Annotated in this window: 29 protein-coding genes; 26 read left to right on the top strand and 3 right to left on the bottom strand. The window is 52.6% G+C overall.

From position 1 onward, the window contains the following. The first annotated feature begins 20 nt into the window (after window positions 1–20). From P8Z34_10605 to P8Z34_10525, 17 genes are all read left to right on the top strand, one after another. Window positions 21–794: a TIGR01458 family HAD-type hydrolase gene (locus P8Z34_10605; protein ID MEJ2551124.1), complete on the top strand. Its 774-nt coding sequence runs from the start codon at window positions 21–23 to the stop codon at window positions 792–794. Between the two features lie 94 nt (window positions 795–888). Further along, window positions 889–1,425, top strand: coding sequence for a DUF1697 domain-containing protein (locus tag P8Z34_10600; protein MEJ2551123.1), 537 nt, complete (start codon window positions 889–891; stop codon window positions 1,423–1,425). Window positions 1,426–1,686: 261 nt separating this feature from the next. Further along, a complete protein-coding gene (locus tag P8Z34_10595) occupies window positions 1,687–2,334 on the top strand; it encodes a hypothetical protein (GenBank protein MEJ2551122.1) in 648 nt (215 codons plus the stop codon). A 172-nt stretch (window positions 2,335–2,506) separates the two neighbouring features. Then, window positions 2,507–2,830: a hypothetical protein gene (locus P8Z34_10590; GenBank protein ID MEJ2551121.1), complete on the top strand. Its 324-nt coding sequence runs from the start codon at window positions 2,507–2,509 to the stop codon at window positions 2,828–2,830. A gap of 166 nt (window positions 2,831–2,996) precedes the next feature. Continuing rightward, window positions 2,997–3,689, top strand: coding sequence for a methyltransferase domain-containing protein (locus tag P8Z34_10585; protein MEJ2551120.1), 693 nt, complete (start codon window positions 2,997–2,999; stop codon window positions 3,687–3,689). Window positions 3,690–3,861: 172 nt separating this feature from the next. Next, the gene (locus P8Z34_10580) at window positions 3,862–4,593 is read left to right on the top strand and encodes a class I SAM-dependent methyltransferase (protein MEJ2551119.1); all 732 of its coding nucleotides are present in this window, start codon (window positions 3,862–3,864) and stop codon (window positions 4,591–4,593) included. A gap of 94 nt (window positions 4,594–4,687) precedes the next feature. Further along, entirely contained in the window at window positions 4,688–5,425 is a 738-nt protein-coding gene (locus P8Z34_10575) for a class I SAM-dependent methyltransferase (protein MEJ2551118.1), read from the top strand. A 185-nt stretch (window positions 5,426–5,610) separates the two neighbouring features. Beyond that, a complete protein-coding gene (locus P8Z34_10570) occupies window positions 5,611–6,036 on the top strand; it encodes a tetratricopeptide repeat protein (GenBank protein MEJ2551117.1) in 426 nt (141 codons plus the stop codon). 29 nt (window positions 6,037–6,065) lie between these two features. After that, window positions 6,066–6,809, top strand: coding sequence for a class I SAM-dependent methyltransferase (locus P8Z34_10565; GenBank protein ID MEJ2551116.1), 744 nt, complete (start codon window positions 6,066–6,068; stop codon window positions 6,807–6,809). A 383-nt stretch (window positions 6,810–7,192) separates the two neighbouring features. Continuing rightward, the gene (locus P8Z34_10560) at window positions 7,193–7,702 is read left to right on the top strand and encodes a hypothetical protein (GenBank protein MEJ2551115.1); all 510 of its coding nucleotides are present in this window, start codon (window positions 7,193–7,195) and stop codon (window positions 7,700–7,702) included. A gap of 168 nt (window positions 7,703–7,870) precedes the next feature. Next, the gene (locus tag P8Z34_10555; protein MEJ2551114.1) at window positions 7,871–8,341 is read left to right on the top strand and encodes a hypothetical protein; all 471 of its coding nucleotides are present in this window, start codon (window positions 7,871–7,873) and stop codon (window positions 8,339–8,341) included. Window positions 8,342–8,474: 133 nt separating this feature from the next. Further along, entirely contained in the window at window positions 8,475–8,792 is a 318-nt protein-coding gene (locus P8Z34_10550) for a hypothetical protein (protein ID MEJ2551113.1), read from the top strand. Between the two features lie 221 nt (window positions 8,793–9,013). Continuing rightward, window positions 9,014–9,445 (top strand): VOC family protein, encoded by a 432-nt coding sequence (locus tag P8Z34_10545; protein ID MEJ2551112.1) that lies wholly within the window; start codon window positions 9,014–9,016, stop codon window positions 9,443–9,445. A 25-nt stretch (window positions 9,446–9,470) separates the two neighbouring features. After that, complete coding sequence (locus P8Z34_10540; GenBank protein ID MEJ2551111.1) at window positions 9,471–10,379, top strand: esterase; 909 nt, start codon at window positions 9,471–9,473, stop codon at window positions 10,377–10,379. 196 nt (window positions 10,380–10,575) lie between these two features. Beyond that, window positions 10,576–11,148: a TIGR00730 family Rossman fold protein gene (locus P8Z34_10535; protein MEJ2551110.1), complete on the top strand. Its 573-nt coding sequence runs from the start codon at window positions 10,576–10,578 to the stop codon at window positions 11,146–11,148. A 63-nt stretch (window positions 11,149–11,211) separates the two neighbouring features. Continuing rightward, a complete protein-coding gene (locus tag P8Z34_10530; GenBank protein MEJ2551109.1) occupies window positions 11,212–12,117 on the top strand; it encodes a sulfotransferase domain-containing protein in 906 nt (301 codons plus the stop codon). A 44-nt stretch (window positions 12,118–12,161) separates the two neighbouring features. Then, window positions 12,162–12,446, top strand: a complete 285-nt coding sequence (locus tag P8Z34_10525; protein ID MEJ2551108.1) for a DUF1330 domain-containing protein — start codon at window positions 12,162–12,164, stop codon at window positions 12,444–12,446. On the opposite strand, the gene P8Z34_10520 is transcribed toward P8Z34_10525, so the two are convergent. Together P8Z34_10520 and P8Z34_10515 are read right to left on the bottom strand one after the other, a co-directional pair. Beyond that, the gene (locus P8Z34_10520) at window positions 12,430–13,416 is read right to left on the bottom strand and encodes an oxidoreductase (protein ID MEJ2551107.1); all 987 of its coding nucleotides are present in this window, start codon (window positions 13,414–13,416) and stop codon (window positions 12,430–12,432) included. The genes P8Z34_10525 and P8Z34_10520 overlap by 17 nt on opposite strands. 59 nt (window positions 13,417–13,475) lie before the next feature. Next, window positions 13,476–14,060 (bottom strand): TetR/AcrR family transcriptional regulator, encoded by a 585-nt coding sequence (locus P8Z34_10515; protein ID MEJ2551106.1) that lies wholly within the window; start codon window positions 14,058–14,060, stop codon window positions 13,476–13,478. A 300-nt stretch (window positions 14,061–14,360) separates the two neighbouring features. On the opposite strand from P8Z34_10515, the gene P8Z34_10510 reads away from it, so the two are divergent. Together P8Z34_10510 and P8Z34_10505 are read left to right on the top strand one after the other, a co-directional pair. Beyond that, entirely contained in the window at window positions 14,361–15,005 is a 645-nt protein-coding gene (locus P8Z34_10510; protein ID MEJ2551105.1) for a methyltransferase domain-containing protein, read from the top strand. A gap of 93 nt (window positions 15,006–15,098) precedes the next feature. Next, window positions 15,099–15,605, top strand: a complete 507-nt coding sequence (locus tag P8Z34_10505; protein MEJ2551104.1) for a carboxymuconolactone decarboxylase family protein — start codon at window positions 15,099–15,101, stop codon at window positions 15,603–15,605. A gap of 25 nt (window positions 15,606–15,630) precedes the next feature. Here the strand turns inward: P8Z34_10505 and P8Z34_10500 are convergent, their stop codons facing one another. Further along, window positions 15,631–16,314, bottom strand: a complete 684-nt coding sequence (locus tag P8Z34_10500; protein ID MEJ2551103.1) for an isoprenylcysteine carboxylmethyltransferase family protein — start codon at window positions 16,312–16,314, stop codon at window positions 15,631–15,633. Between the two features lie 148 nt (window positions 16,315–16,462). Between P8Z34_10500 and P8Z34_10495 the strand changes: the two genes are divergently transcribed. From P8Z34_10495 to P8Z34_10465, 7 genes are all read left to right on the top strand, one after another. Next, a complete protein-coding gene (locus P8Z34_10495; GenBank protein MEJ2551102.1) occupies window positions 16,463–16,954 on the top strand; it encodes a hypothetical protein in 492 nt (163 codons plus the stop codon). Between the two features lie 73 nt (window positions 16,955–17,027). Next, the gene (locus P8Z34_10490; GenBank protein ID MEJ2551101.1) at window positions 17,028–17,747 is read left to right on the top strand and encodes a DUF4386 family protein; all 720 of its coding nucleotides are present in this window, start codon (window positions 17,028–17,030) and stop codon (window positions 17,745–17,747) included. 41 nt (window positions 17,748–17,788) lie between these two features. Beyond that, window positions 17,789–18,292 (top strand): flavodoxin domain-containing protein, encoded by a 504-nt coding sequence (locus P8Z34_10485; GenBank protein ID MEJ2551100.1) that lies wholly within the window; start codon window positions 17,789–17,791, stop codon window positions 18,290–18,292. Window positions 18,293–18,425: 133 nt separating this feature from the next. Beyond that, the gene (locus P8Z34_10480) at window positions 18,426–19,070 is read left to right on the top strand and encodes a hypothetical protein (GenBank protein ID MEJ2551099.1); all 645 of its coding nucleotides are present in this window, start codon (window positions 18,426–18,428) and stop codon (window positions 19,068–19,070) included. A gap of 85 nt (window positions 19,071–19,155) precedes the next feature. Continuing rightward, a complete protein-coding gene (locus P8Z34_10475) occupies window positions 19,156–19,614 on the top strand; it encodes a nitroreductase family deazaflavin-dependent oxidoreductase (GenBank protein MEJ2551098.1) in 459 nt (152 codons plus the stop codon). 348 nt (window positions 19,615–19,962) lie between these two features. Continuing rightward, window positions 19,963–20,292, top strand: coding sequence for a VOC family protein (locus P8Z34_10470; GenBank protein ID MEJ2551097.1), 330 nt, complete (start codon window positions 19,963–19,965; stop codon window positions 20,290–20,292). A gap of 109 nt (window positions 20,293–20,401) precedes the next feature. Beyond that, complete coding sequence (locus tag P8Z34_10465) at window positions 20,402–21,208, top strand: hypothetical protein (GenBank protein MEJ2551096.1); 807 nt, start codon at window positions 20,402–20,404, stop codon at window positions 21,206–21,208. The last annotated feature ends 701 nt before the right edge of the window (window positions 21,209–21,909 follow it).

Raw genomic sequence — 21,909 nt, 5'->3', positions numbered from 1 at the left:
AAGCTTTTGCTGGAGGTCGGATGAAGACGACGCACACGATTAACGGACTATTATTCGATCTGGACGGCGTGATGTATGTGGAAGATCAGGTGATCGAAGGCGCAGTTGAAACGATCCGCCATGTACAAGCGCGCGGCATTCCCTACCGCTTCGTGACCAACACGACGACGAAATCCCGCGAAGATCTGTCTCAAAAATTGCGGTTGCTGGGCTTGCCCGTCGAACTTAACGACATTCTCAGTGCGCCCTACGCGGCCCGCGTCTATCTTCGCCAACGCCGGCCTCGTTCGTGCTATTTCGTCGTCTCGGAAGCGGTGATGGACGAATTCCGGGAGTTTCCCACCTCCGAGACTGATCCCGAGGTCGTCGTTATTGGCGACATTGGAGGCGCGTGGGATTACGATCTCGTGAATCGACTCTTCCGAATGATCATGGGTGGCGCAGAGTTGGTTGCTCTCCACAAAGGCAAGTATTGGCAAACCCCGGAGGGATTGCGTGTGGACATCGGGGCGTTCGTTGCCGGGCTGGAATACGTCACCGGTGCGGACGCCACGGTAATCGGCAAACCTTCTCCGGCCTTTTTCGCGTCGGCGATCCACGAGTTGGGCTGCCCCAGGGAGGAGATCGTGATGGTGGGAGATGACATCGAATCCGACGTCGGCGGTGCGCAGCGCTGCGGATTGCTTGGATTTCTCGTGCGGACCGGGAAGTATCGGCAGGAGATCACAGCCGCATCATCCGTCTCACCGGATGAAATCCTTGACTCGGTCGCCCAAATGATGGAGTATGTGTAGTCGATGCGTCGGGTGTCTGGAAATTCGCCTGCAGAGATCGTGTGAGTGATTCGGAACTGATGAGGGCGGCGTAGTCGGGAAAAGGATGTGCAGTGTGAGCGTCTACATCGCGTTATTCCGGGGAATCAACGTGGGCGGCCACAACAAATTGCCCATGCAGGAGTTGGTCAAGACACTGACAGAACTAGGTTTTCGAAAGATCGAAACTTATATCCGGAGCGGCAACGTTGTCTTCGAAAGTGAAGAGGCGAATCGAGCGGCACTTATGCAGGAAATGCGCAGCAGTATCGAGAGGCGTTTCGGCTTCGTTCCGGACGTGGTCGTTTTGCGTTCGGATGAACTTACCGAGGCGGCGGAGTCAAACCCCTATCCGGAAGCCGTTGAAGAACCAAAGAGCCTGCATCTGTATTTCATGAACACAGCGCCGCAGAACCCGGATCTACAAAGATTGGAAGAAATAAAAGGCGAGAATGAAAGCTTTACACTGCTGGGCAAGGTCTTCTACTTGTATGCGCCGGATGGCATTGGCAGATCGAAGCTTGCTGCGGGAATCGAAAAAGCACTCGGCGTTTCTGTGACGGCGCGTAACTGGCGCACGGTGACGAAAATCAGGGCGATGGCACAACGTTGAAGGTCAATCCGAAATCGACGCGTACATTCAAACGGTTCCGGCGGCTGAATGGCATCCGTGAGCGTCTTCGATTTCTTCCGTATTGGAGTTTGACGAGGCCATATTATATCTGCCTCGATAATTCGCGATCGCTGGCCGCACGGTCGGGTTTCAGGAAATGACGTGGGGAAAATCGAAAACTATCGTCAAACACTGAATAATCTGGAACACTGGGATTCATTTTTAATGCAAGAGTCCTGTCTGCCAGGCCCGAGGGCCAACTTGGAACTCGCCTTCGCTGCGGCATTGGAAGGATCGGAAGCACAGCTAATCGAGTATGCAGGCCTCGGTCCTGATGAAGCACCAAAGAACACGAAAGAAGAATTCCTGGCGGTCTGTGGCGTGATTGGTCTGGGATACCTGGCGTATCGAGGAGAGGCGAAGCATTTCGATCTCATCCGGGCACGGGCATCCGATCCGAGATGGCGGGTGCGTGAATCCGTCGCCCTGGGGCTGCAAAAGTATGGCGAGGTTTCGTTCGAAGATGTATTCGCCATGCTGGTCGAGTGGGGCAAGGGATCATTGTTGGAGCGAAGGGCTGTCGTGGCGACCTTGTGTGAACCTTCCCTGCTGCGTGATCCGAATGATGCAGCAAAGATCATCGATTTACTTGATCGAATTACAGAGTCGCTGTTGGCGGAAGAAGATCGCCGAAGCGAGGAGTTTAAAGTCTTGCGGAAAACCCTGGGTTATGGCTGGAGCGTTGCGGTGGCTGCACATCCACACCTTGGTAAGCCCAAAATGGAGAAATGGATTCGATCCGGGGACCGGGATGTCCTCTGGATCATGCGGAACAACCTGAGGAAGAACCGCTTGAAGAAAATGGATCCGAATTGGGTCGAAACGCAATGGAAAGCGCTGACGAGTTGATCCTGGTACACCTCTGGTCTGTGTTGAATGGAAAGGGGCCGCTGCCCGACATCGGACAGAGGGATAGAAGCCCCTCATCGGGAATCCTGGTGAAAGACGAGATGGAACAACCACGGAAATTTGACCGTTCAAAACCACCGATTAGCAAAATGGTTTCCAAAGGGTGATGATGATGGAAATTCCCGATGAGATTTTCGATCGAGCGTTTGCAATCTATGAGGAATTCGGCCCGGACCGGTTGATCGACCGCAGGGAGCGTTTAGAAGCCGAATTGGGGATTCACTCCCCGGAAACCATCGATCTGATTATCGAGCGCATGAAAGAAATATCGACCACGATTTGGGAGATCGCGAGACAGGGTGGGGAGATCAAGCTGGGCGAGGACAAAGTTATTGAACGCATCCAGGACCCGCATCCATATTTGAAGGGCGAGGGATTGCAGAAAGCCATCTTCCTGGTCAATTATTTTGCCTGGCACGAAGGTTTTGATGTGTAAGCGGAAGGGGTATCCGGAAGGGCCGGGGAAAAATAAGGTGTCGTGAAGAGTGAGCCGATGTGACCTCTCTGATAATGGGCGGGTTCGGGAACACTGGAGAGAGAGATTGAAATCCGTATCATCTACTCGAGATCGCCCGCTGGTACTTTATGAGGAGAAGACAGATTTGTCGATCACAAAGACCATCGCCAGGTGGGTTTCAAATTACGAAAATCAAGCATCCGTCGGGTCGAGATTTCGAGCCAAACGCATCGCTCCGTTGCGGAAGCTGATCGAAACGGTCTTCAGGGAACATGGGACCGTCAATATGATCGACGTCGGGGGTACCGAGAAATATTGGGGGATCGTCCCCCGGCAGTTCCTGATTGATAACAAGGTCAGCATCACGATCCTCAATCTGCCCGGTCAACCGCTGACTGAGGCTCACGATCCGTTCAAGTTTGTCGAAGGCGATGGCTGCGATCTATCCATGTTCGACGACCATTCTTTTCACGTCGCGCACTCCAATTCGGTGTTGGAGCATGTTGGTGATTGGAATCGAATGCTTCAATTCGCCGGGGAAGTCTCCAGAGTGTCGGAGAGATACTTTGTCCAGACGCCGAATTACTGGTTCCCGATCGAACCACACAGCATGACGCCTTTTTTTCACTGGCTTCCCAAACCGATTCGAATCTGGCTGGTTTCTCACTTCCAGCTCGGGCATTGGGAGAAGGCGGCCTCGAGGGACGACGCCGTGCGGATCGTCGAAAGCGCCAGGCTGTTGAACAAGAAACGATTTCAGCAGTTATTCGGGGATGCGGAGATACGCACGGAACGATTTCTCGGGCTGCCGAAATCATTCGTCGCAATACGCGGGTGACGTGAAGCCGTTGAAATGACGAGTGAGCTGGGATTAGGCATCGAATTCGAAGCCCGTCTTAGGGAAAACGCTTTGATCGGAAAAGTTGCCATGCCTTTATTCATCGCTTCGTGCGGCGTTTATGACTGCGCTGCGTTAGGAAGCTAATCCTATTTCCGAGAATGGTGTACGGATGGACCGTGATGTGTGGCTCGATAAAATGCGCAAAATGACACAGGCGCTTTACGATCATATTTCGCCGGAGTACTGGGTGAACTTTGGATTTTATGCGAATGAGACGCATCTGGTATTTCTTCAGAAGTTGTTAGATCGTGTGGCTCCGCATGGCGCCTTGCTTTCCGCAGCGTGTGGCGCGGGGCGATACGATGGCATGCTGCTGGAAGCGGGACATGACGTGACCGGCATCGACCAATCTGAAGGGATGTTGGAAAGGGCAAGGCAGCACTTTCCACAGGTGAAATATGTGCGGATGGGCCTGCAGGATTTGGACTTTTTAGAAGCGTTCGACGGCGTGATTTGCGTGGACGCGATGGAGAACGTTTGCCCGGAAGACTGGCCGGAAATCATGGCAAATTTCTGCAAGACATTGAAACCGGGTGGCTTGTTGTATTTCACGGCAGAGCTGTATGACTCGGAAGAGTTGAAGGCTTCCTACGAACGGGCACGGGCGATGGGGCTGCCGGTCGTGTTCGGAGAATTGGGCGATGAAGTCGAGCGGTCTTACGAACGGGTGATGTCGTTAACGCCGCCGGGGATTCCCGGAGATCTGGCAGGTTTGGCCGTGTACCATTATTATCCTTCGATGGATCAGATTCGAGTTTGGATCGACCAGGCGGGGTTTACGCTGGAAGAAGAAAGCACGGGAAACGATTATGCCCATTTCCTGGTGAGGAAAAGGGATTGACCGCTTCCGTTGGCCGCAAGTACGCTGGAAATATGGTTACATGCTGGGGGACATTGGTTACGGGTGAAGGATATGGTTCGAAGAGGATGGAAGGTTGAAGCCGAATAACTTGCATGCAGATGATCCGAACAATATGTTGAATGAGCAAATTTCGTATTATCAGGCGCGGTCCCGGGAATATGATGAATGGTTCTATCGTCAGGGCCGATATGACCGAGGTGAAGCCCTGAATCGACGTTGGTTTTCCGAAGTCGAAGAGGTAAGCCGGGCGCTTCATGCCTTCGAGCCTGCCGGCAACGTTTTAGAGATTGCCTGTGGTACGGGATTGTGGACGGCGCAAATCGTTCAACATGCGACGCAAGTCACGGCGATCGATGCGGTGTCTGAAGTCCTGGCGATCAATCAATCGCGTGTAAATTCTTCGAAAGTGCACTACCTCCAAGCCAACATTTTTGAGTGGCAACCTCGTGAGCAGTACGATACGATCTTCTTCGCCTTCTGGTTGTCGCACGTCCCTCCAGAACGTTTTGAGGCGTTTTGGACGCTGGTAAAAAGTGCCTTGAAACCGAAGGGCCGGGTATTTTTTATCGATTCTCGCTACGATGCGACTTCCACCGCACAAGACCATGCGTTGGAAGGATCGAACGCCACGACCATATCAAGACGTCTAAATGATGGACGCGAATTTAGAATCGTGAAAGTATTTTACGATGCCGCTCAACTATCAGAGAGACTCGCCAAAACTGGGTGGCAGTTCACGATCGAAGAGACTTCCCATTATTTCATTTACGGTTGTGGTACCGGGTCTTGGAATTCGAATCAAGTACTGTGACTGTCAGGTAGCGTAATCATACGAGGTGTGCGATGACGGAACAGGAACGGTATACCCTGGAGGAAGCTCACATCAAATTCGCCAAGTTGGCAAACGGGCAGGTATGGGTCGTTGGAGAAAAAACGAAGGTCGGATGCAGAGAATGATGAAATGCTCATTGCCGCATTTAGTTCGCTTTACCACTGGTGTCAGGTTGGAAACTCTTATCGCGTGTTTTTCTCGATCTCGAGCGAGCGGAGGAAGCCCTCGTCCACGCCTTGTGGTGCATGGAGTTGACGGAACGAGAAAAAGATTCCATGGAGGACTTTGACGAGGCTTATGCCCATGAGGGGTTGGCAAGCGCGTATGCATTTCAAGGGAAAACTGAAAGCGCCAGGAACCATTTCGACCGTGCGCGGGAGCTTGGCGAACTCATCGCGGACGATGAGGACGAAGTAATCTTCCTGAACGACTTGATGGGTGGAGATTGGGCGGGCGCGATCTGGTCCGGTCTCCGGGCCGAGTATGGGTGCTTCCAGGTGGATACAGCAGGGTCCTCGAATTCCAAAGAGAAGATGCGGATGTGCCGCGCAGGATCGGGGAGAAAAGAGCCTCAAGAATCACGCCGATAGATTGCAGGGAGCTAGTTGAGGGAATTTGTATGGACGATTCGCGTCTGGGATACGAAACGTGGGAGAATTTGGCCGAGGCGTACGCCGAGAAAGTCGAAACCAAAGCCCACAACGCGCTATACGAACGGCCTGCCACCCTTTCGCTGCTGCCGGGATTGCAGGGAAAGCGGATATTGGATGCGGGGTGCGGCCCCGGGGTGTATGCCAAAATCCTGCTTCAACAGGGAGCTGAAGTCGTTGCCTTCGATCGATCTCCGAAGATGGTCGCGTTGGCTGAAAAACGGGTCGGTGAGGCGGCTCTCGTATTGCAGGCTGACTTTGAAGAACCACTCGATTTCGCAAGCGATGAGGAGTTCGACATCGTGCTGAGTTCGCTTGCGCTTGATTATGTCGAAGATTGGCATCCGGTTTTCAACGAGTTCTTTCGTGTACTCAAATCCGGCGGAACACTCGTGTTTTCCGTCGGCCATCCATTCGGCGGCTATCGCCGCTTTCGGGAGGACACTGGCTACTTCCAAACGGAGGCCAAAAAGGAAATCTGGACCGGTTTCGGTTTTGAAATTGAGGTTCCATTTTACAGGCGGCCGCTCTCGGCGATCGTCAACCCCCTCATCGCGGCCGGCTTCGTGCTCGAGCGAATTCTCGAGCCCATACCGCTGGAAGAATTCAAACGATCGGACCCGCAGGATTATGAAAAACTCATCAAAGAGCCGGGTTTTCTCTGCGTCCGGGCGCAGAAGCAGCCAGCGATTCCTATGACGAACCAACGATAGTGGTGAGGAGACTGATGGTGCTGTGCTAATAAAAAACAGGGCAAATTTTATAAAATCTAACTCGGGCTTGGTCGTTCTCGTGATGCCGGATTTATTGAACCACACGTGAACGTATCTCGTACGGTTCGTGGTGCGGAAGGGACGATTACCTCGGCTATCAGGATATCATCGTTGCGACGAAGGAGCACAAGCAGTAATTTTAGGCATCCTCGAAGCTGCAGCTGACAACTTCAACAACAACAGGAGAATGTATTCGTGCTTGATGAAGTGTTGATTTACTTGGAGGGGAATCTTCTCATAATCGCTGATCGGCAAATCGTGCGTCCTGCAGTAGAATCGACTTCGAGGCATGCAGCGTTTGTACGATCGGAAAGGACTTTCCAATGAGCAGCTATGAACGCAGTACGAGAGAATGTAAAGTGAGTCAGATTCCCCACGAACCGCTCCAGGCTATTCGGGATTTCTTCCAGAAGCACGACCTGGGGGATCCGGAGCGTGAAACCCTGGCGTGTTGCGAAACGATCACTGAAAAGAAGAAGACCAGTAAACTGCTCACCTGGCTGGAAGGAGAGCAGGACATGCTCATTCACACCTGGATGCTGCTCACCTCCAAGTGGCTGGTCTGGGTGCGGCGCGGCGATCGAACGGGCATGGTATCGAATGCGGCAAATTTAACTCAGGTAAGGGCCAAAGAATACAAATCCATTTTTTCTAGAGATTCGGGTTTGGAGCTCTTTGGATATATCGGGGAGTCCAAAGGCCGCGTTCGTGGATACATTGGCATGGGAACGGAACCCGTTGCGCAGGAGTTTCGCGAGCAGGTCATGAAGGCTATCGTGGATATGAAGCCCGCGTCGAGTAAAAGAGGCTGGTTCCGTTGGTTCTCGAGATAATCTTGGGTTCTTTCTCGAGGAACTCCTTTTTTCTATTCCGGCAAATGGATAGCATCGCACTGTTACATTGTTTATTGATGAATCCGATATAAGTAGATCAAATTCTGAAACGTCCATGTCGTGCGGTATGCACTTCTCGCAATTTGAGCTCGCATGAGGATGTGAGCAGTGCAAGATGAATTTGTAAAACAATACGAACACTCCTGGAGAGTGTTTGAGAAAATCGTAGAGGCGTTTGATGAAGAGACCTGGCTTCATACAGGCCGTAAATCGTATACCCCGGCTCGAATAGCATTTCATATTCTAAAGGCAGTCCAATACTATATTGAAGACAAAACGATCACTCATTTTGCGTCCGGTATTCAATTCGAAGATGAATGGGATGAGACAGGCGAAGGTCAACTACCAACACAAGATGACGTCTTGTCATGTATCCGGGATTTGCGAGAAAAAACCGCATTGTGGTTGATAGGTATGGATTTCGAAGGCAAGAACACGAAATTCGAATGGGCTGGAAAGACGAAGATGGGTGTGGCGATTTTCTTGCTGCGGCACAGCCTTTTCCATCTTGGTGAATTGAGTAGTCTTCTCAGCGAAGCCAAAAGTGGCGACGTTGATGATTATTTTGCCAACGCGTGATTCGGCATCGATCTTCTTGTTCCAACGACATCACATATCTTTTAGGATGGAGATTTCATAAATGGATCCAGCAACGCTTACGGAACACGTCGTGCGGGATTTGTCCCGGCACCGGAGTCGAAACGATATCCTTATGTCCATCTGTAATGCATCGGGGATGGACTGGACGGAAGCGCAGAGATTTCTGCATCAAGTTGAGCAAAATCAAGGCGAGGCGATCGCCGCCCGGCGCAGACCGCTTTTGGTCATCATGTCGCTCGTCGCGATCGTCGGGGGTTTGCTGACCGCAGGGGGAGTGGTCATCGCCACGCTCGACGGGTGGATCGTTTTCTTGCTTCAACTGCCGATTCCTTACCTTGGGAACGTCGTCTATTTTTCCCTGGGAGTCCTCGCCTTCGTGGGGGGAATCGTCGGATTACAATCTGCAATGAAGCGTCATACGCCCTCCTGAGTGCATCATCCAATGAATCGCCAGCCATCCTCCTGTTTGAATCTTCGGAGGGATGTAGTCAGATAAGAACATCTTCGACGCCGGTCCAAAAAGAATTTCATGTAAGTTCATTGGATTAGTGCGAGTAGACGCAGCGCCCGAGACTGTCGTGCAGGCAAAATTCAGTTTTATCGCATCTTGATTCCATAATTTGGTGTGGAACGTTGGAAATGGAGAGACGAGTGAACCGAGTCCATATCGTTACCCTGGGAGTGAAAGACATTAACCGCTCACTCGAGTTTTACCGGGATGGTTTGGGTTTTTCGACCACGGTAGACGAAAGCGATCCGCCGATCGTTTTCTTTCAGAGTGACGGGCTCACCCTTGCGCTGTGCCCCAAGGGGTCCTTGGCCGAGGACATCGACGAGAACGATCCTCCGCAAGGCCAGGGCTTTTCGGGCACGACGCTGGGTTTTGTCGCCCGGAACGAGGGGGAGGTCGATCGAATCCTGCAGCAGGCGGAAAAGGCGGGAGGGACGATCGTGAAATCCCCGCAGCGCGCTTTTTGGGGCGGTTATCACGGATACTTCGCAGATCCGGATGGTTACTATTGGGAAGTCATGTCCTGGGAGAATTGGCGCTTCAAGCAGGACGGAAGCCTGGATATCGACTAACTGCTAGTTCGGGTAGATTGCGATAATGCAAATCTTTACGACACTTGGCCCCAGGACTTCCGCAGATCTGAATATGATCTTGCCGCACGAGCACATCTTCGTCGATCTGCGCACGTGGGATACGCCCGGATACGCGCAGGCCGATCGTGCGGACGTCGTGCTTCTCATGGCGCCTGAACTGCGCAACGCAAAAGCAGCCGGGGTTACCGCCATCGTCGAATGCAGCACCGTCGGCGTGGGAAGGCGCGCCGATCTCGATCGCGCCGTGTCCGAAGCTGCAGACTTGCCGGTCGTAGTCCCAACCGGCGTTTACCGTGAACCGTGGATTCCGGATTGGGTCCGCGACGCCAGCGGAGCGCGGTTGACGGATTGGATGCTGGGTGAATTACAGGGCGAAATCGAAGGGAGCGGGGTGCGAGCGGGCTGGATCAAACTGAGCGCCGGCGACGAGGGGATCACCGACTGCGAAGCCAAAGTCCTGCGGGCTGCGGCAGCGGCCGGCTGCGAGACGAATGCGGTGATCGGCAGTCATACGATCCGAGGGCGTGTCGTTCGAGATCAACTCGATATCATCGAGTCGGTGGGATATACGGCCGATCGCTTCATCTGGATTCACACGCAGGCCGAGCCGAATTTTTCGTTGCATCTGGAAATGGCTCGGCGAGGCGCCTGGCTGGAGTACGATTGGATCGGAAGTCAGGATGAGAGAGACATTGAGAATATACGTCGATTGTTGGATGCTGGTCTCGCGGGTCGATTGCTGCTCAGTCAGGATCGCGGCTGGTACGATCCGGCGCTGCCGGGCGGCGGCACGCCCAAGTCCTACACGTATCTATCCGAGCAGTTTCTGCCCAAATTACGGGCGGCAGGCGTTTCGGAAGGAACGATCCGCCAGCTCACGCAATCCAATCCGTTTACAGCTTTTTCTCGCTAGAGCAAGCCGGTAAATTTCTAGCAATCACCAAGACCTGGGTTCGCCCCAATATAATCCTCGATCTACAAAGTCTGCGTTATACTTCGTTGTCGGAAAAATGAAAAGTAACAATCTGTGAGCAACCCTTTGGCAGTTAACACCGTGAGGGCGAAAAAGAACGAGGAATTTATATAATTCGAAGGATCCGACGTATTCCATGAAAAGAATTTGCGTGTTTTGCGGATCGAGTCGAGGCAGCCGGCCGGATTACGTGCAGTCTGCACACCAATTGGGCCGTCTTCTGGTTCGCAAAAAGCTGGATCTCGTCTACGGGGGTGCAAGGGTGGGGTTGATGGGCGAGATTGCCGATACCGTCCTGGCGGAAGGCGGCGAAGTCATCGGCGTAATGCCCAGTTTCCTGTTGGATAAGGGCGTTGCCCACGAGGGGTTGTCCGATCTGCGGATTGTCGCTTCCATGCACGAGCGGAAGCGTGTGATGGCGGAGTTGGCCGACGGTTTCATCGCGCTGCCCGGCGGTTTTGGGACACTCGAGGAGTTCTTCGAGGCGTTGACTTGGGCGCAGCTGCGAATGCACCCAAAACCCTGCGGTTTCTTGAACACGCATCAGTTTTACCGACGGCTTTTGGGATTTCTCGACCATGCGGTGGATGAGCAGCTGCTCAAAAAGGAATACCTTTCGATGATCATCGTTGAAGATGATCCGGAAACGCTGCTCGAGAAATTCGAGGTCTACCATCCGCCCACAATCGATAAATGGATCGGCCTTTGATTTGGACAGCGGCTTTCCCGGCGCAGGATAACCTGCTGCAAGGCTGCCGGATGGCAAAATGAGATGAAGCGAAAGTTGAGCGAATATCCTAGAAAGAAGCGGGAACACTGGCACCATCTGCTGGACCCGACGATCTGGAATGAGTTCGAATTCCGTAAGGATGATGTTTTCATCGTTTCCTATTCGAAGTCCGGATCGACATGGGTGCAGCAGATCGTGGCGCAGTTGATCTGGAACGGAGCGGAAGGCATCGTCTTGTCGGAGGTGTCTCCCTGGATCGATTGTCGTTTTCCGTCCAGAGAAGAGCGATTGGAAATTGCCGATAAACAGACACACCGCCGCTTTTTAAAAAGCCATCTTCCCGCAGATATGCTGGTAATCTCACCCGGGGCGAAATACATCTACGTTGGCCGGGATGGGCGCGACGTGCTGTGGAGCTTGTACAACCATCATTGCATCATGAAAAAAGACGTCGTTGAATCGATCGACAGCGTGCCCGAACGAACGGGTCCGCCACTGGGGGAACCCCCATCCTCCGTAGTCGATTATTTTCGCGATTGGATGTCGATGGACGGCTACCCGTGGTGGCCGTATTGGGAGCACGTTCGCTCGTGGTGGGAGATCCGCGATCTCCCCAACGTAATGCTGCTTCATTTTTCGAATCTCAAACGGGACATGCCTACGGAAATCCGGCGCGTCGCGGCGTTTCTCGAGATCGCCCTCGATGCAACAAAGTGGGATGTTATTCTTGAGCATTGTTCCTTTGCGTACATGAAAGCCCACGCCGATCAAAGCGTTCCGTTTGGGGGAGATATTTTCAAGGGGGGTGGAAAGCGTTTCATGCACAAGGGTGTCAACGGCCGCTGGCGGGATATGCTTTCAGCAGCGGATATCGATGCTTACGAACAAACGGCGCGGGAGAAGCTGGGCGGAGAATGTGCCCGCTGGCTTTCAACGGGCGAAAAGTAGAATGCAGGTGCTGCCGAATCCAAACTGTGCGGCAAGGAGATGACATGCCGGCTTATTTCATCGCCGAGATCGAGATAGAAAAGCCCAAGTTGTATGCGCAGTACGTCGAAAGAGCTGCCCCGATAGGAGAGCGCTTCGGAGGACGATACATTTTCCGCTCGGAGTCGATTCACTCGGTTTCCGGCGACTGGTCTCCGGACAGAATGATCGTGATCGAATTCGAGAACAAAGAGAAGATTCTTGAATGCTTTTCTTCGGATGCGTATAGAAAAATAGCACCATTGCGGGAAGGTTCGACGCAATCGAGGTCGATCATCGTTCAATGTTAAGGGCCTCGCCCATTTTGACCCGCTTCCTTTCCGTCGATGATGCGAACCAGTCATACTTAACGCCGGTCAAACGCTCGGATGCTTTCCAAAGCTCGACGGCAAGCTCTGTGTCGTAGGAACGACCGCCGGATCGCAACAACTTTGGATGCCCGCGCAGTCCTGCCCAACTCCCGGGACCGTAATAACCGCCGCCTCGAACGTCCAGTGCGGTTGCCGCATAGAGCGTGGGTAGAGCGCCCATCTTCGGTGGCTGGCCGAGAATCGGGTTCAGCATCCGAATCAACCACCAATCCAGGCGAAATTTGGATGAACTCCAACCATCCGGAAGGTGGGTCGCCGTCCAACCAGGATGGACCGCCGTGGCGATTGCGTCGACGCCGGCGCGTTCGATAAGCCTCTGCAGTTCGTAAGTAAACAGCAAATTGGCGAGTTTGCTGCGCGCATAAGCGCCATCCGGATCGTGTCGCTTCTCGCTATTAAGATTGTCAATATCGATTACGCCAAACCGATGCCCCCAACTGCTCGCCGTGACGACTCTTGCCCTGGGTGTATCGATGATGCGCTCGAGCAGCAGACCGGTGAGCGCAAAATGCCCCAGGTGATTGACGGCGAACTGCGATTCAAAACCGTCGACCGTCCTTTCGAAGGGAACGTTCATGATCGCCGCATTATTGATGAGCATATCCAATCGATCGTGGCGTCGCTTGAATTCCATCGCAAAGCGATGAATGGAAACGAGGGCGGCGAGATCGAGGCGAATCGATTCGACTTTCGCAAACGGATACGTCCGCACGATTTTTTGAAGCGCCGATTTGCCTTTATCCTCGTTGCGGCAGGCGAGTATCACCGTGCAGGCTTTGGCTGCAAGCGCCGCCGCCGTTTCGTAGCCGATGCCCCGGTTTGCACCGGTGACGATGGCGACTTTGCCGGTCAGATTCGGCATGCCTTCAAGTGTAAATTTGGATTTCATCCCTTTCTCCTCTCTTTGATATATAGAATGAACGTTCATTCTATACGTGTTAAAAAATTTTACTTTGCGATTGCATCCCAACAGGCGTTGGCGGCATCGTCGATCGTCTCGTCATCGAGTTCGATCGTGCCGCGAATATGTTGTGTTGCCAGAGAGATGGCGACGCCAAAGCTCAACTCGACGCTGATTTCCAGCGGTATGTTCTTCAATTCGCCGTCTTGCATGCCCACTATAAAGAAGGAGGTGATGAAGGGCATGAGATCATCCGCAAAGATCTCCTGCAGCCTTGGGTCGTAATAGGGAGATATCTCGAATTGCTCCAGGAACTTGGTTTCTTTTGGATGGTCGATGTAATAACGAACGAGCTGCCGCCACCAGTGGACGAATCGTTCCTGGAAGGGAGTCTGCGCCGAGTAATCCGCTAAAACGGCGTGAATCATATTGGACTTGATCTCCTTGTACAACTCGAAAATCAAATCCTCCTTGCTGGCGAAATAATGGTAAATCGTGCCTGCACTCACGCCGGATTCCTTGGCGACCATTGCCATAGGCGTGTTGTGGAATCCGCGCCTGGCGATCAGGTCCAAAGTCGCCGTTATAATTGCGGCTCGTTTCTCGGGCACTTCCGTTTCGCCTGGGCTCATGATTATCCTACGAGTGAAACGAATGAACGTTCAATCGAGATATTCTAACCGCCACTTCGGGGCTTTGTCAAGCGCTGGGGCTGCGCTGCGTCCGGATCTCGGCGAGAGGTGACCTGGTTTTCTCGTCGATGATTTCGAAAGGAAATACCTTATAATGCGTCTGTACCTTTTTCGGACGGTCGAGCAAGGTATAACGCGCGGCAGGCCCGTAGACATTTACGAGGCGGATGTCCGAAGAGCGTTGACGATAAGGACCGTTGCCCGCCACTTCGGAGCAGCATGAAGTGACAGAAGTTCCGGATGGATGACGAAAAGCCTTCGGCCATGTTGGGAAAATTCCTCTCGAATCAGCTCCGTTCTCCATCACGCGGCATTTATAGTTGGCTATTGGCACGGTTGTGGAACCGCAGAAATTCCGCTTTGAACGAATTCGCTTTCGATCATCTCGACCTGGCGGCAAACGACCGTGTGCTCGAGGTGGGCTTTGGAGGCGGCTACCTGTTGGGACGAATGGCCGATGTCGTGACGCTGGGTTTCCTGGCCGGTGTGGATGTCTCCGAAGGGATGGCCGCTTCCTGCAAGCGGCGATACCGCCCGTTGATCGATGCCGGCAGACTCGAAGTCCGCTGCGGGCAGGTGGAAACGCTGCCTTATTCATCCGGGTGCTTCGACAAATGCTGCACGGTCAATTCGATCTTTTACTGGGCGGATGCTCGACGCGGCATGGACGAGATGTATCGGGTACTGGTCGATGGCGGCAGACTGGTCGTCTGTTTTACCAGCAAACAATCACTCGAAGGTAAAAGCTTTGTGCGAAACGGCATTTCACTGTATCGCGGTGAAGAAGTCTTTCAAATGATGGAGGCGGCCGGTTTTAACGTACTCGAGGTGAATCGAGCAGCAGACCGCCACAGAGATTTCCTTTGTATTACCGGTGAGAAGTAGGGCGCTGCTGGTTCAGTCACGTTTATAATTCAAAGGGAAGGTTGCCTGCGTCAGATCGGTGCCTGGAGGTTCGATCGTTTCGCGGGGTTGAAGATGGCTGGATTCAATCGCAGACTCTATCGCAGTTTGAACGAATTCCTGACCGACGTACGGATTCTCGTCTCTCGTCGAAAAGACATCCGCACGTTGGTGCGCGGCGACGTCGTCGCACCGGCATTCCGCGAGCGCTTGATGCTCACAGTCACCGCTGTGAACCGCTGCCGCTACTGTTCGTACGGCCACGCCCGGGCAGCGCTTTCGCAGGGAATTTCGGGAGAAGAGATCGAGGCGTTGGGCAAAGGACTCTTCGAAGGAAGCCCGGCCGAGGAAATTCCGGCCATGCTGTACGCACAGCATTGGGCGGAGATGGATGCGGAACCAGAGCCACAAGTGCGAGAGCAAGTCGCAGCGCGTTATGGGGAAAACGTCCTCGCGATGATCGAACTGGCGCTGCGCATGATCCGGGTTGGGAATCTAACGGGCAACACCTTCGATTACCTGCTGCATCGGATATCGTTTGGAAGATGGGGCGCCTGGGGTAAGCAGATAGGTCCACCCTGAGTATCCATTGTTTCACTTCGGAAAATCACCAAACGTAAGGTACCAGGCGATATTTGACTTTTTGCGTGTATTCAGAGTAGCCCTCGAGCTCTCGCTGTAAAGTGGTGTCCTCCAGATAGGTACGCACGATAAACAGCACGATGATCAAGGCCGCCGGTATAAGGGCCCAGAGTGAGTTCAGAAAGAGCGCCACGAAGGGGTAGCTGAGAATATCGCCTGCGTACATCGGATGCCGGATGAAACGATAGGGTCCCGCCTGGCTCACCTGATGGCCACGCTCCTCCTGGATGCGTACGAAACTCGACAGATACTCGTTGGCAATTCCACTCCAAAACCCGAGTGCGTATCCCGCCAGGATGAAAACCATAGATATGATTTTGATCGGAATGGGTGTAACGAAGTTCTGATGCCGGCCGGCGTCCAATGACGCCGTAAACAGAAACGCGAGAATCAGGATCCAATAAATGCCGATCAGAATCCGATCCCACTTTTTCCCCTTACCGAAGGCGGTCACCCTTTCCTGCAGCAAATCGGGTTTTTTGAATTTCAGGTACATCCCCCAGGCGATAAAAACGATCAAATACGTGGCCAGAAAAATCCACATCTCGATCCAATCCCATCTTCCCGCAGCGAGCACGATTGCGGAGATGATGCTCGCCAGGATGACGATCGTTACCAGATAGGGTAATTTGCTCTTCTTTTTTTCCATCGTAAACCTTTGTTTTCTATGACATCCCTTTTCGTGGGCAGTATTGATTTTCCTGCTGTATGGGGATAAAATTAGCCATGCCTAACTTTCTTAGAAAAATGATATACCATCCTATCTGTATAGTCAAGCGCTCAACCCGGAGGTTCAGATGACATTGGATATCGCCATTCGCTACCTTATCGTTTGGAGTGCTGTCGGTGCTTTCGCATTCTGTATCTACGTCTTCGCCGTCTTCAGAGGCGGACTGGTGTATACCGCACGAAAGCAGGACGGTACGTTGAAGGAGCGTATCCCGCTCAGCGGCATTCTAAACATGCTGCTCTTGCTCTTGATCATCGTGGGCTTTCAAATCTTGGCCAATTACTATGGCCTGGCTCGCAGCGGTCTGACGATCCCTTTCATGGTGTTATTCCTGTTGAACTTCGTACATTACATCATCCTCTTTCTTTTCGATACACTCGTCATCGATGGATTGGTCATCGGCGTTTGGCGGCCGGAGTTCCTGAGACTGCCCGACGACATGGGTGCGGAGTCCATGAAGAAGCACATGCTGAAGTCGATTCCGGTAGGTATCGTAGCCGGCGTGGCCTTGACAGTGATTAGTACTGCGATATCCTATTTCGCAATGTTTGCCGGCTGATACGGCGTTGCGTTCTGGTGAGCCGGCGCCGTGCGGATTGAATCATTGGAAAGAAATGAAAGGATGATGGACGATGGAACGTGGAGAAAACAGCCCGAGTGTCGAACAATCCGATGGGGATATATTCCGGATTGGCGCTGCGGCCGCCTTTATCGCCGCAGCGGTGACGCTGGGGGAGGTGATCGCTCAATCGATCTCGCCCCTGCCGGGAACGGTCGTCGAATGGTTCGCACTCTTCCAGAGAAATCGGCTCGTGGGACTTCTCCAGTTTTGGGGATTGGAAGTCGTGATGTACGTCATGTTCGTGATCGTTTTCCTGGCGTTTTACAGCGCGCTCAAGAATGTCGATCGGACCCGCATGAGGATCGCGGTAACCCTGGCGCTGATCGGGGTTGCGGTATTCCTGGCCACGAACAATCCGTTCGCGATGCTTTCCCTCAGCGACCAACACGCGGCTGCAGCGACAGAGGCACAGAAATCCATCTTCGTCGCTGCGGGGCAAGCTTTGTTGGCCAACACAAACCAACGGACCGTCGGCGGATTCAACGTGGGCCTCTTCCTGGTTTCGATCGCAGGATGGATCGTCTCTGCAAGCATGCTGCGCAGTAAATCCTTCAGCAGGTCCACCGCTTACGTCGGGATTGCAGCGAACGTCCTTTCGCTGCTCGACTATTTGCGGCAAGCGTTGACGTCGTCAGAGATCATCGCCTTGCTCGTAATTCTTCCGAACGCCGTTCTTCTGATCATCTGGTATTTCTCGATCTACCGGCAGCTATCGCGCTTGGGTCGCTGACCGGGAAGTCCATTATCTAAACATCGTAGAAGGAGTGTACTGTGTCACCATCGATTTTGGTCGCCTACGCCACGCGCTACGGCTCGACGCAGGAAGTCGCCGAAGCCATCGCCGATGCGCTGCGCGAAAATGGATTTGAAGTCGATTTACGGTTTGCACGAGAGGTACGCGAGATCGAAAAGTACGACGGCATCGTGCTCGGGGCACCGCTTTTCATGTTCCGCTGGCACAAGGACGCCCATCGCTTCCTCTCGCGCCATCGTGCGGCGCTCGGCGATCGCCCGGTGGCTGTCTTCGCACTCGGTCCCGTTCACGAACCGCACGACGAGCAGGAATGGCAGAACTCGCAAGATCAACTCGACAACGCGCTGGCGAAGCACCCCTGGTTCAAGCCCGCGAGCCTCAAGCTGTTCGGGGGGAAATACGATCCATCGAAATTGGGTTTCATGATCAAGATTCTTGCCGGGGACGCGCCGGCCAGCGACCTGCGCGATTGGGAAGAGATCCGTGCCTGGGCCGTGGGGTTGAAATCGATCCTGAGCTAGAGAAAATGGTTATCCGGCCGCGGCGGATGAGTGGATTCGGGCAACTTGGTTCTATAATGTATCCAAGACGGGCAGAGTCGAGAGGTGCATAGGCCTGTGGGAAACGATAGAAATTGATCAAGAGGTGGTTCCCATGTCAGATGCGATCGAAATCCATTCACCGAATGCCCCAATAACGCTTTGTACATGGAAGCCAGCCACGGAGTGCGACTATTGTTCGATCCAGGGCGAGTTCATGTGTCGCTATGAGTCGAAAGACCTGGTCCATTTCTTGATGCTCCTGCTGCCGTTTGCAGTCACCGTCATCGCCGGGACGATTCGTGCCCGCTACGGTATGCTCCTGTTCTGGTGGCTCGCATATTCCATCTTCTTTTTCTTCGTGTGGGAAGCGCGTGTCTTGTGCCGGCACTGCCCCATGTGGGCCGAGGACAGCCGCGTTCTGCACTGCCATGCCAACAGCGGGGTAATTAAGATCTTCAAATTCAAACCCGGTCCGATGAGCAAATCGGAACAAATGCAATTTCTCTTGGGCGGATTGATCTGGTTTGCCTTTCCGTTCGTCTTTCTCCTGATGGGACGGGAGTATTTGTTGAGTTTCATCGGTCTGGCTGCGGTGGTCAGTGGGATTTACAGCTTGCGGCGATCCATCTGCAGTCGCTGCATTAATTTCTCTTGTCCGCTGAACACGGTGCGCAAGGAATACGTAGATGCGTATCTGCAGCGCAATCCGGAAATACGCGCTGCCTGGGAGAAAAGTGGATATCGGCTGGGGGAGTAAAGGAGTTGTCAACCGCATCTACTATCTTGATGGGGAGTATACATACAGGCCAGTTGATAACATCGGCCGTAAACAGGGGACATTGATGGCTCGTGAATTTCGATACAATTTCATCCGGCGCGTTGTCAACCGTATTTTTATCTGGCTGCTGCGGTTGGGAATTGCGCCCGGGAGATATTATTTGCTGACCGTCGCCGGTCGTAAATCCGGGCGGCTGCATTCGGTGCCTGTGGTGCTGGTAGAAGAAGGGAACGATCGTTGGCTTGTGGCGCCTTATGGGGACGTCGATTGGGTCAAGAACGCTCGGGCTGCGGGGACCATTCGGTTATCCAGGGGCGCCGACCGGAATGATTATCAGATTCGCGAATTGCTGCCGGAATCCGCAGCGCCGATTCTGAAGACGTACGTCAACGAAAATCCGATTACCAGAGATTTCTTCGACGCTCGTCCGGATTCACCTGTGTCGGCGTTCCTGGCGGATGCAAAGCGTAAATTTGTATTTGATCTGATTCAGGTGAAGGCAGACGAAAGGACGACAACGTAGTCCTTGTACTCTGAGATCGGAAAATATCGAATAAGTTTCGATCGTCGTGATGCTGGAAGTACATTTAGTAAAGTCAAGCTTCCCGCTTGTGTCGAATGAACGCAGGACGAGTACGATCGCCGTTTGACCATCGCGTCCAGAGGGTGTCCATGCTCACCTCCAACGACCGGCTTCCTTACGACCTAGAGAATCATATCGCACTCGTCACCGGCGCAAACCACGGCATCGCTCGGCGATGTGAAGCAGGTCTGGCAAACGTCATTCATATGCGCTGGAGCCGTTGATTGGCGAAGATAAAAACGGTGTTTTGGAGAAATTATATTATTCGATTGAGAAAGGAGTGGCGGTATGAAATTCACGATGAGTCCGAACGTGGCCGTGAGAACGGATCGCTTTTCTGATGCGGTTAGATTCTATTCCGATGTGCTCGGGTTTGAAAATCGCTCCGACGATCCGGCACTCGGCGATCATGATGCCCATCCGCTTAATTTGTTCGTCATCGAAGATGAAGAAATCAGCGGACCGGTGATGGAGTTGTTCGTCGAAGACCTTGAACGAGCCCGGAAGGAACTTGTGGCGCATGGTTGTGAAGTCCTTCGCTGGCGCGGCAAGAGCCAGGATTGCTATGTAAGAGATCCGTTCGGGGTTATCTACAATCTGTGGGAAATCGACCAATAGCGCATAGTCTGCCGATCGCAGTTGTGTTCCAGACCGTTGGGTAATAATGATTGAGATTCTGATAAATCAACGTTTTCGATAAATTTGCCTCACAAGTGGATCGTTTACCATGTGCACGAGTTTTGTTTTCTACGCAGAAAAGACTTACATCGGCATGAACTTCGATATCTCCGACCGCGCCATCAAACTCGGTTTGCGGGGGGATGATCAACTCATTGTCTTCCAGCAGGAGAATTCCAGATTCTTACCGGCAATCGGCATCAACGACAACGGCACGTTTGTTAACCTGCTCATGGTGGATCCCATCGATGCCGGAGTGTATCGGCGGGGGAAAAATTGCGTGCACATTATCCGGCTTTTTGACGGGATCCTGGGAAAACAACTCGACCTCGCTGATCTGGGCGGATATCTACAGGACAAGACGGTAGTCAACGTTCCCCAGATCAGCGTGCACAGCATGATCGCTGGCACAGGTCGTCGTGCCTGCGTAGTCGAACCGGGAAGATCTACCATACTCTTAGAAGACGTTGGCGAAGATTTCATGGTTCTGACGAACTTTCCCCTGTCTGACTTTGTCAGTCGAGACTACCGAGAAGTTGACGGTGTCGGATCTGATCGCTATATAGCGTGCTACAGTATGCTCGCCGAGTCCAAAAATTTGTTCAACGTCGAACGGGGATTTTCAATCCTCGAAACGGTTTCACAGTCCGGCGGCGATTTCCCCACGCAATTATCGCTGGTTGCGCTCGTGGAGGATGGGGTGGTTAACTTCACGATTAAAAGGGAGTTCAAGCGCCAATACGTCTTTTCGTTTAAGGACAAGACCGTTCGCACTTCGGCAGGTTTTGAAAGTTCAAATCAATGGGTCCTCGGCAGATCAGGACTACATCTATCCGATCTTGCCTCGGGGGCATAATAATTAATTATTCCGAGTTCACCATCGTTTTCGTAGGATATGATTGATTTTATTCTCTCTATTCACCACAACAGAAGTAGAGTGAATATCAAACTTTTCGCTCCCATCATTCGCGAAGCAACTAAGGTTACTGGGTGTTGTATCTTACTGGGTATGAGCCTGCGAATATCTCGTCTTGTAAATTATTCGATATGACATTCGAAAAACAGCTGAGGCATCGTGCAAATGAAGCTCTTGAAGAATAGAGGGTTGATGTGTTTGAAAGACACGCGGTTGTGGTTACTTGTCCTAATTGTACAGGTGCCTTCGTTACGGAATTATTATGTCGCTTCGTCTATTCCTTTTCCGTCATTGGTATTGATCCTATCTAGCCTAGTATTCTTATTCATATTCTGTGCCCTGATAAGGATTGATTCATTCCCATTGATAAAACGGGTCTTATCCATAAAAACCCTGCCAGTACTCCTTCTATTCGTCATTTGGCTAGTTGGTTCATTTATGTATTCCCAGAAGGAGGGTCTATATCGGGGTGGAACCGGGGACGATGCCATGCAAGTTCCGGTTCTTGCTATGAGGCAGGGAATTGCACCATATGATATTACCCTTCTTGGTGAAGCTCCAGTAAGCCCGGGGCTTGGTTGGATTATATTGAATGCACCATTTACTATTTTTAAGGCAACGTCATTGTTCAATGTGTTTTA

Source organism: Anaerolineales bacterium (assembly GCA_037382465.1).
In the GTDB taxonomy this organism is placed as follows: domain Bacteria; phylum Chloroflexota; class Anaerolineae; order Anaerolineales; family E44-bin32; genus WVZH01.
This window is presented reverse-complemented; position numbering and strand designations above follow the sequence as displayed.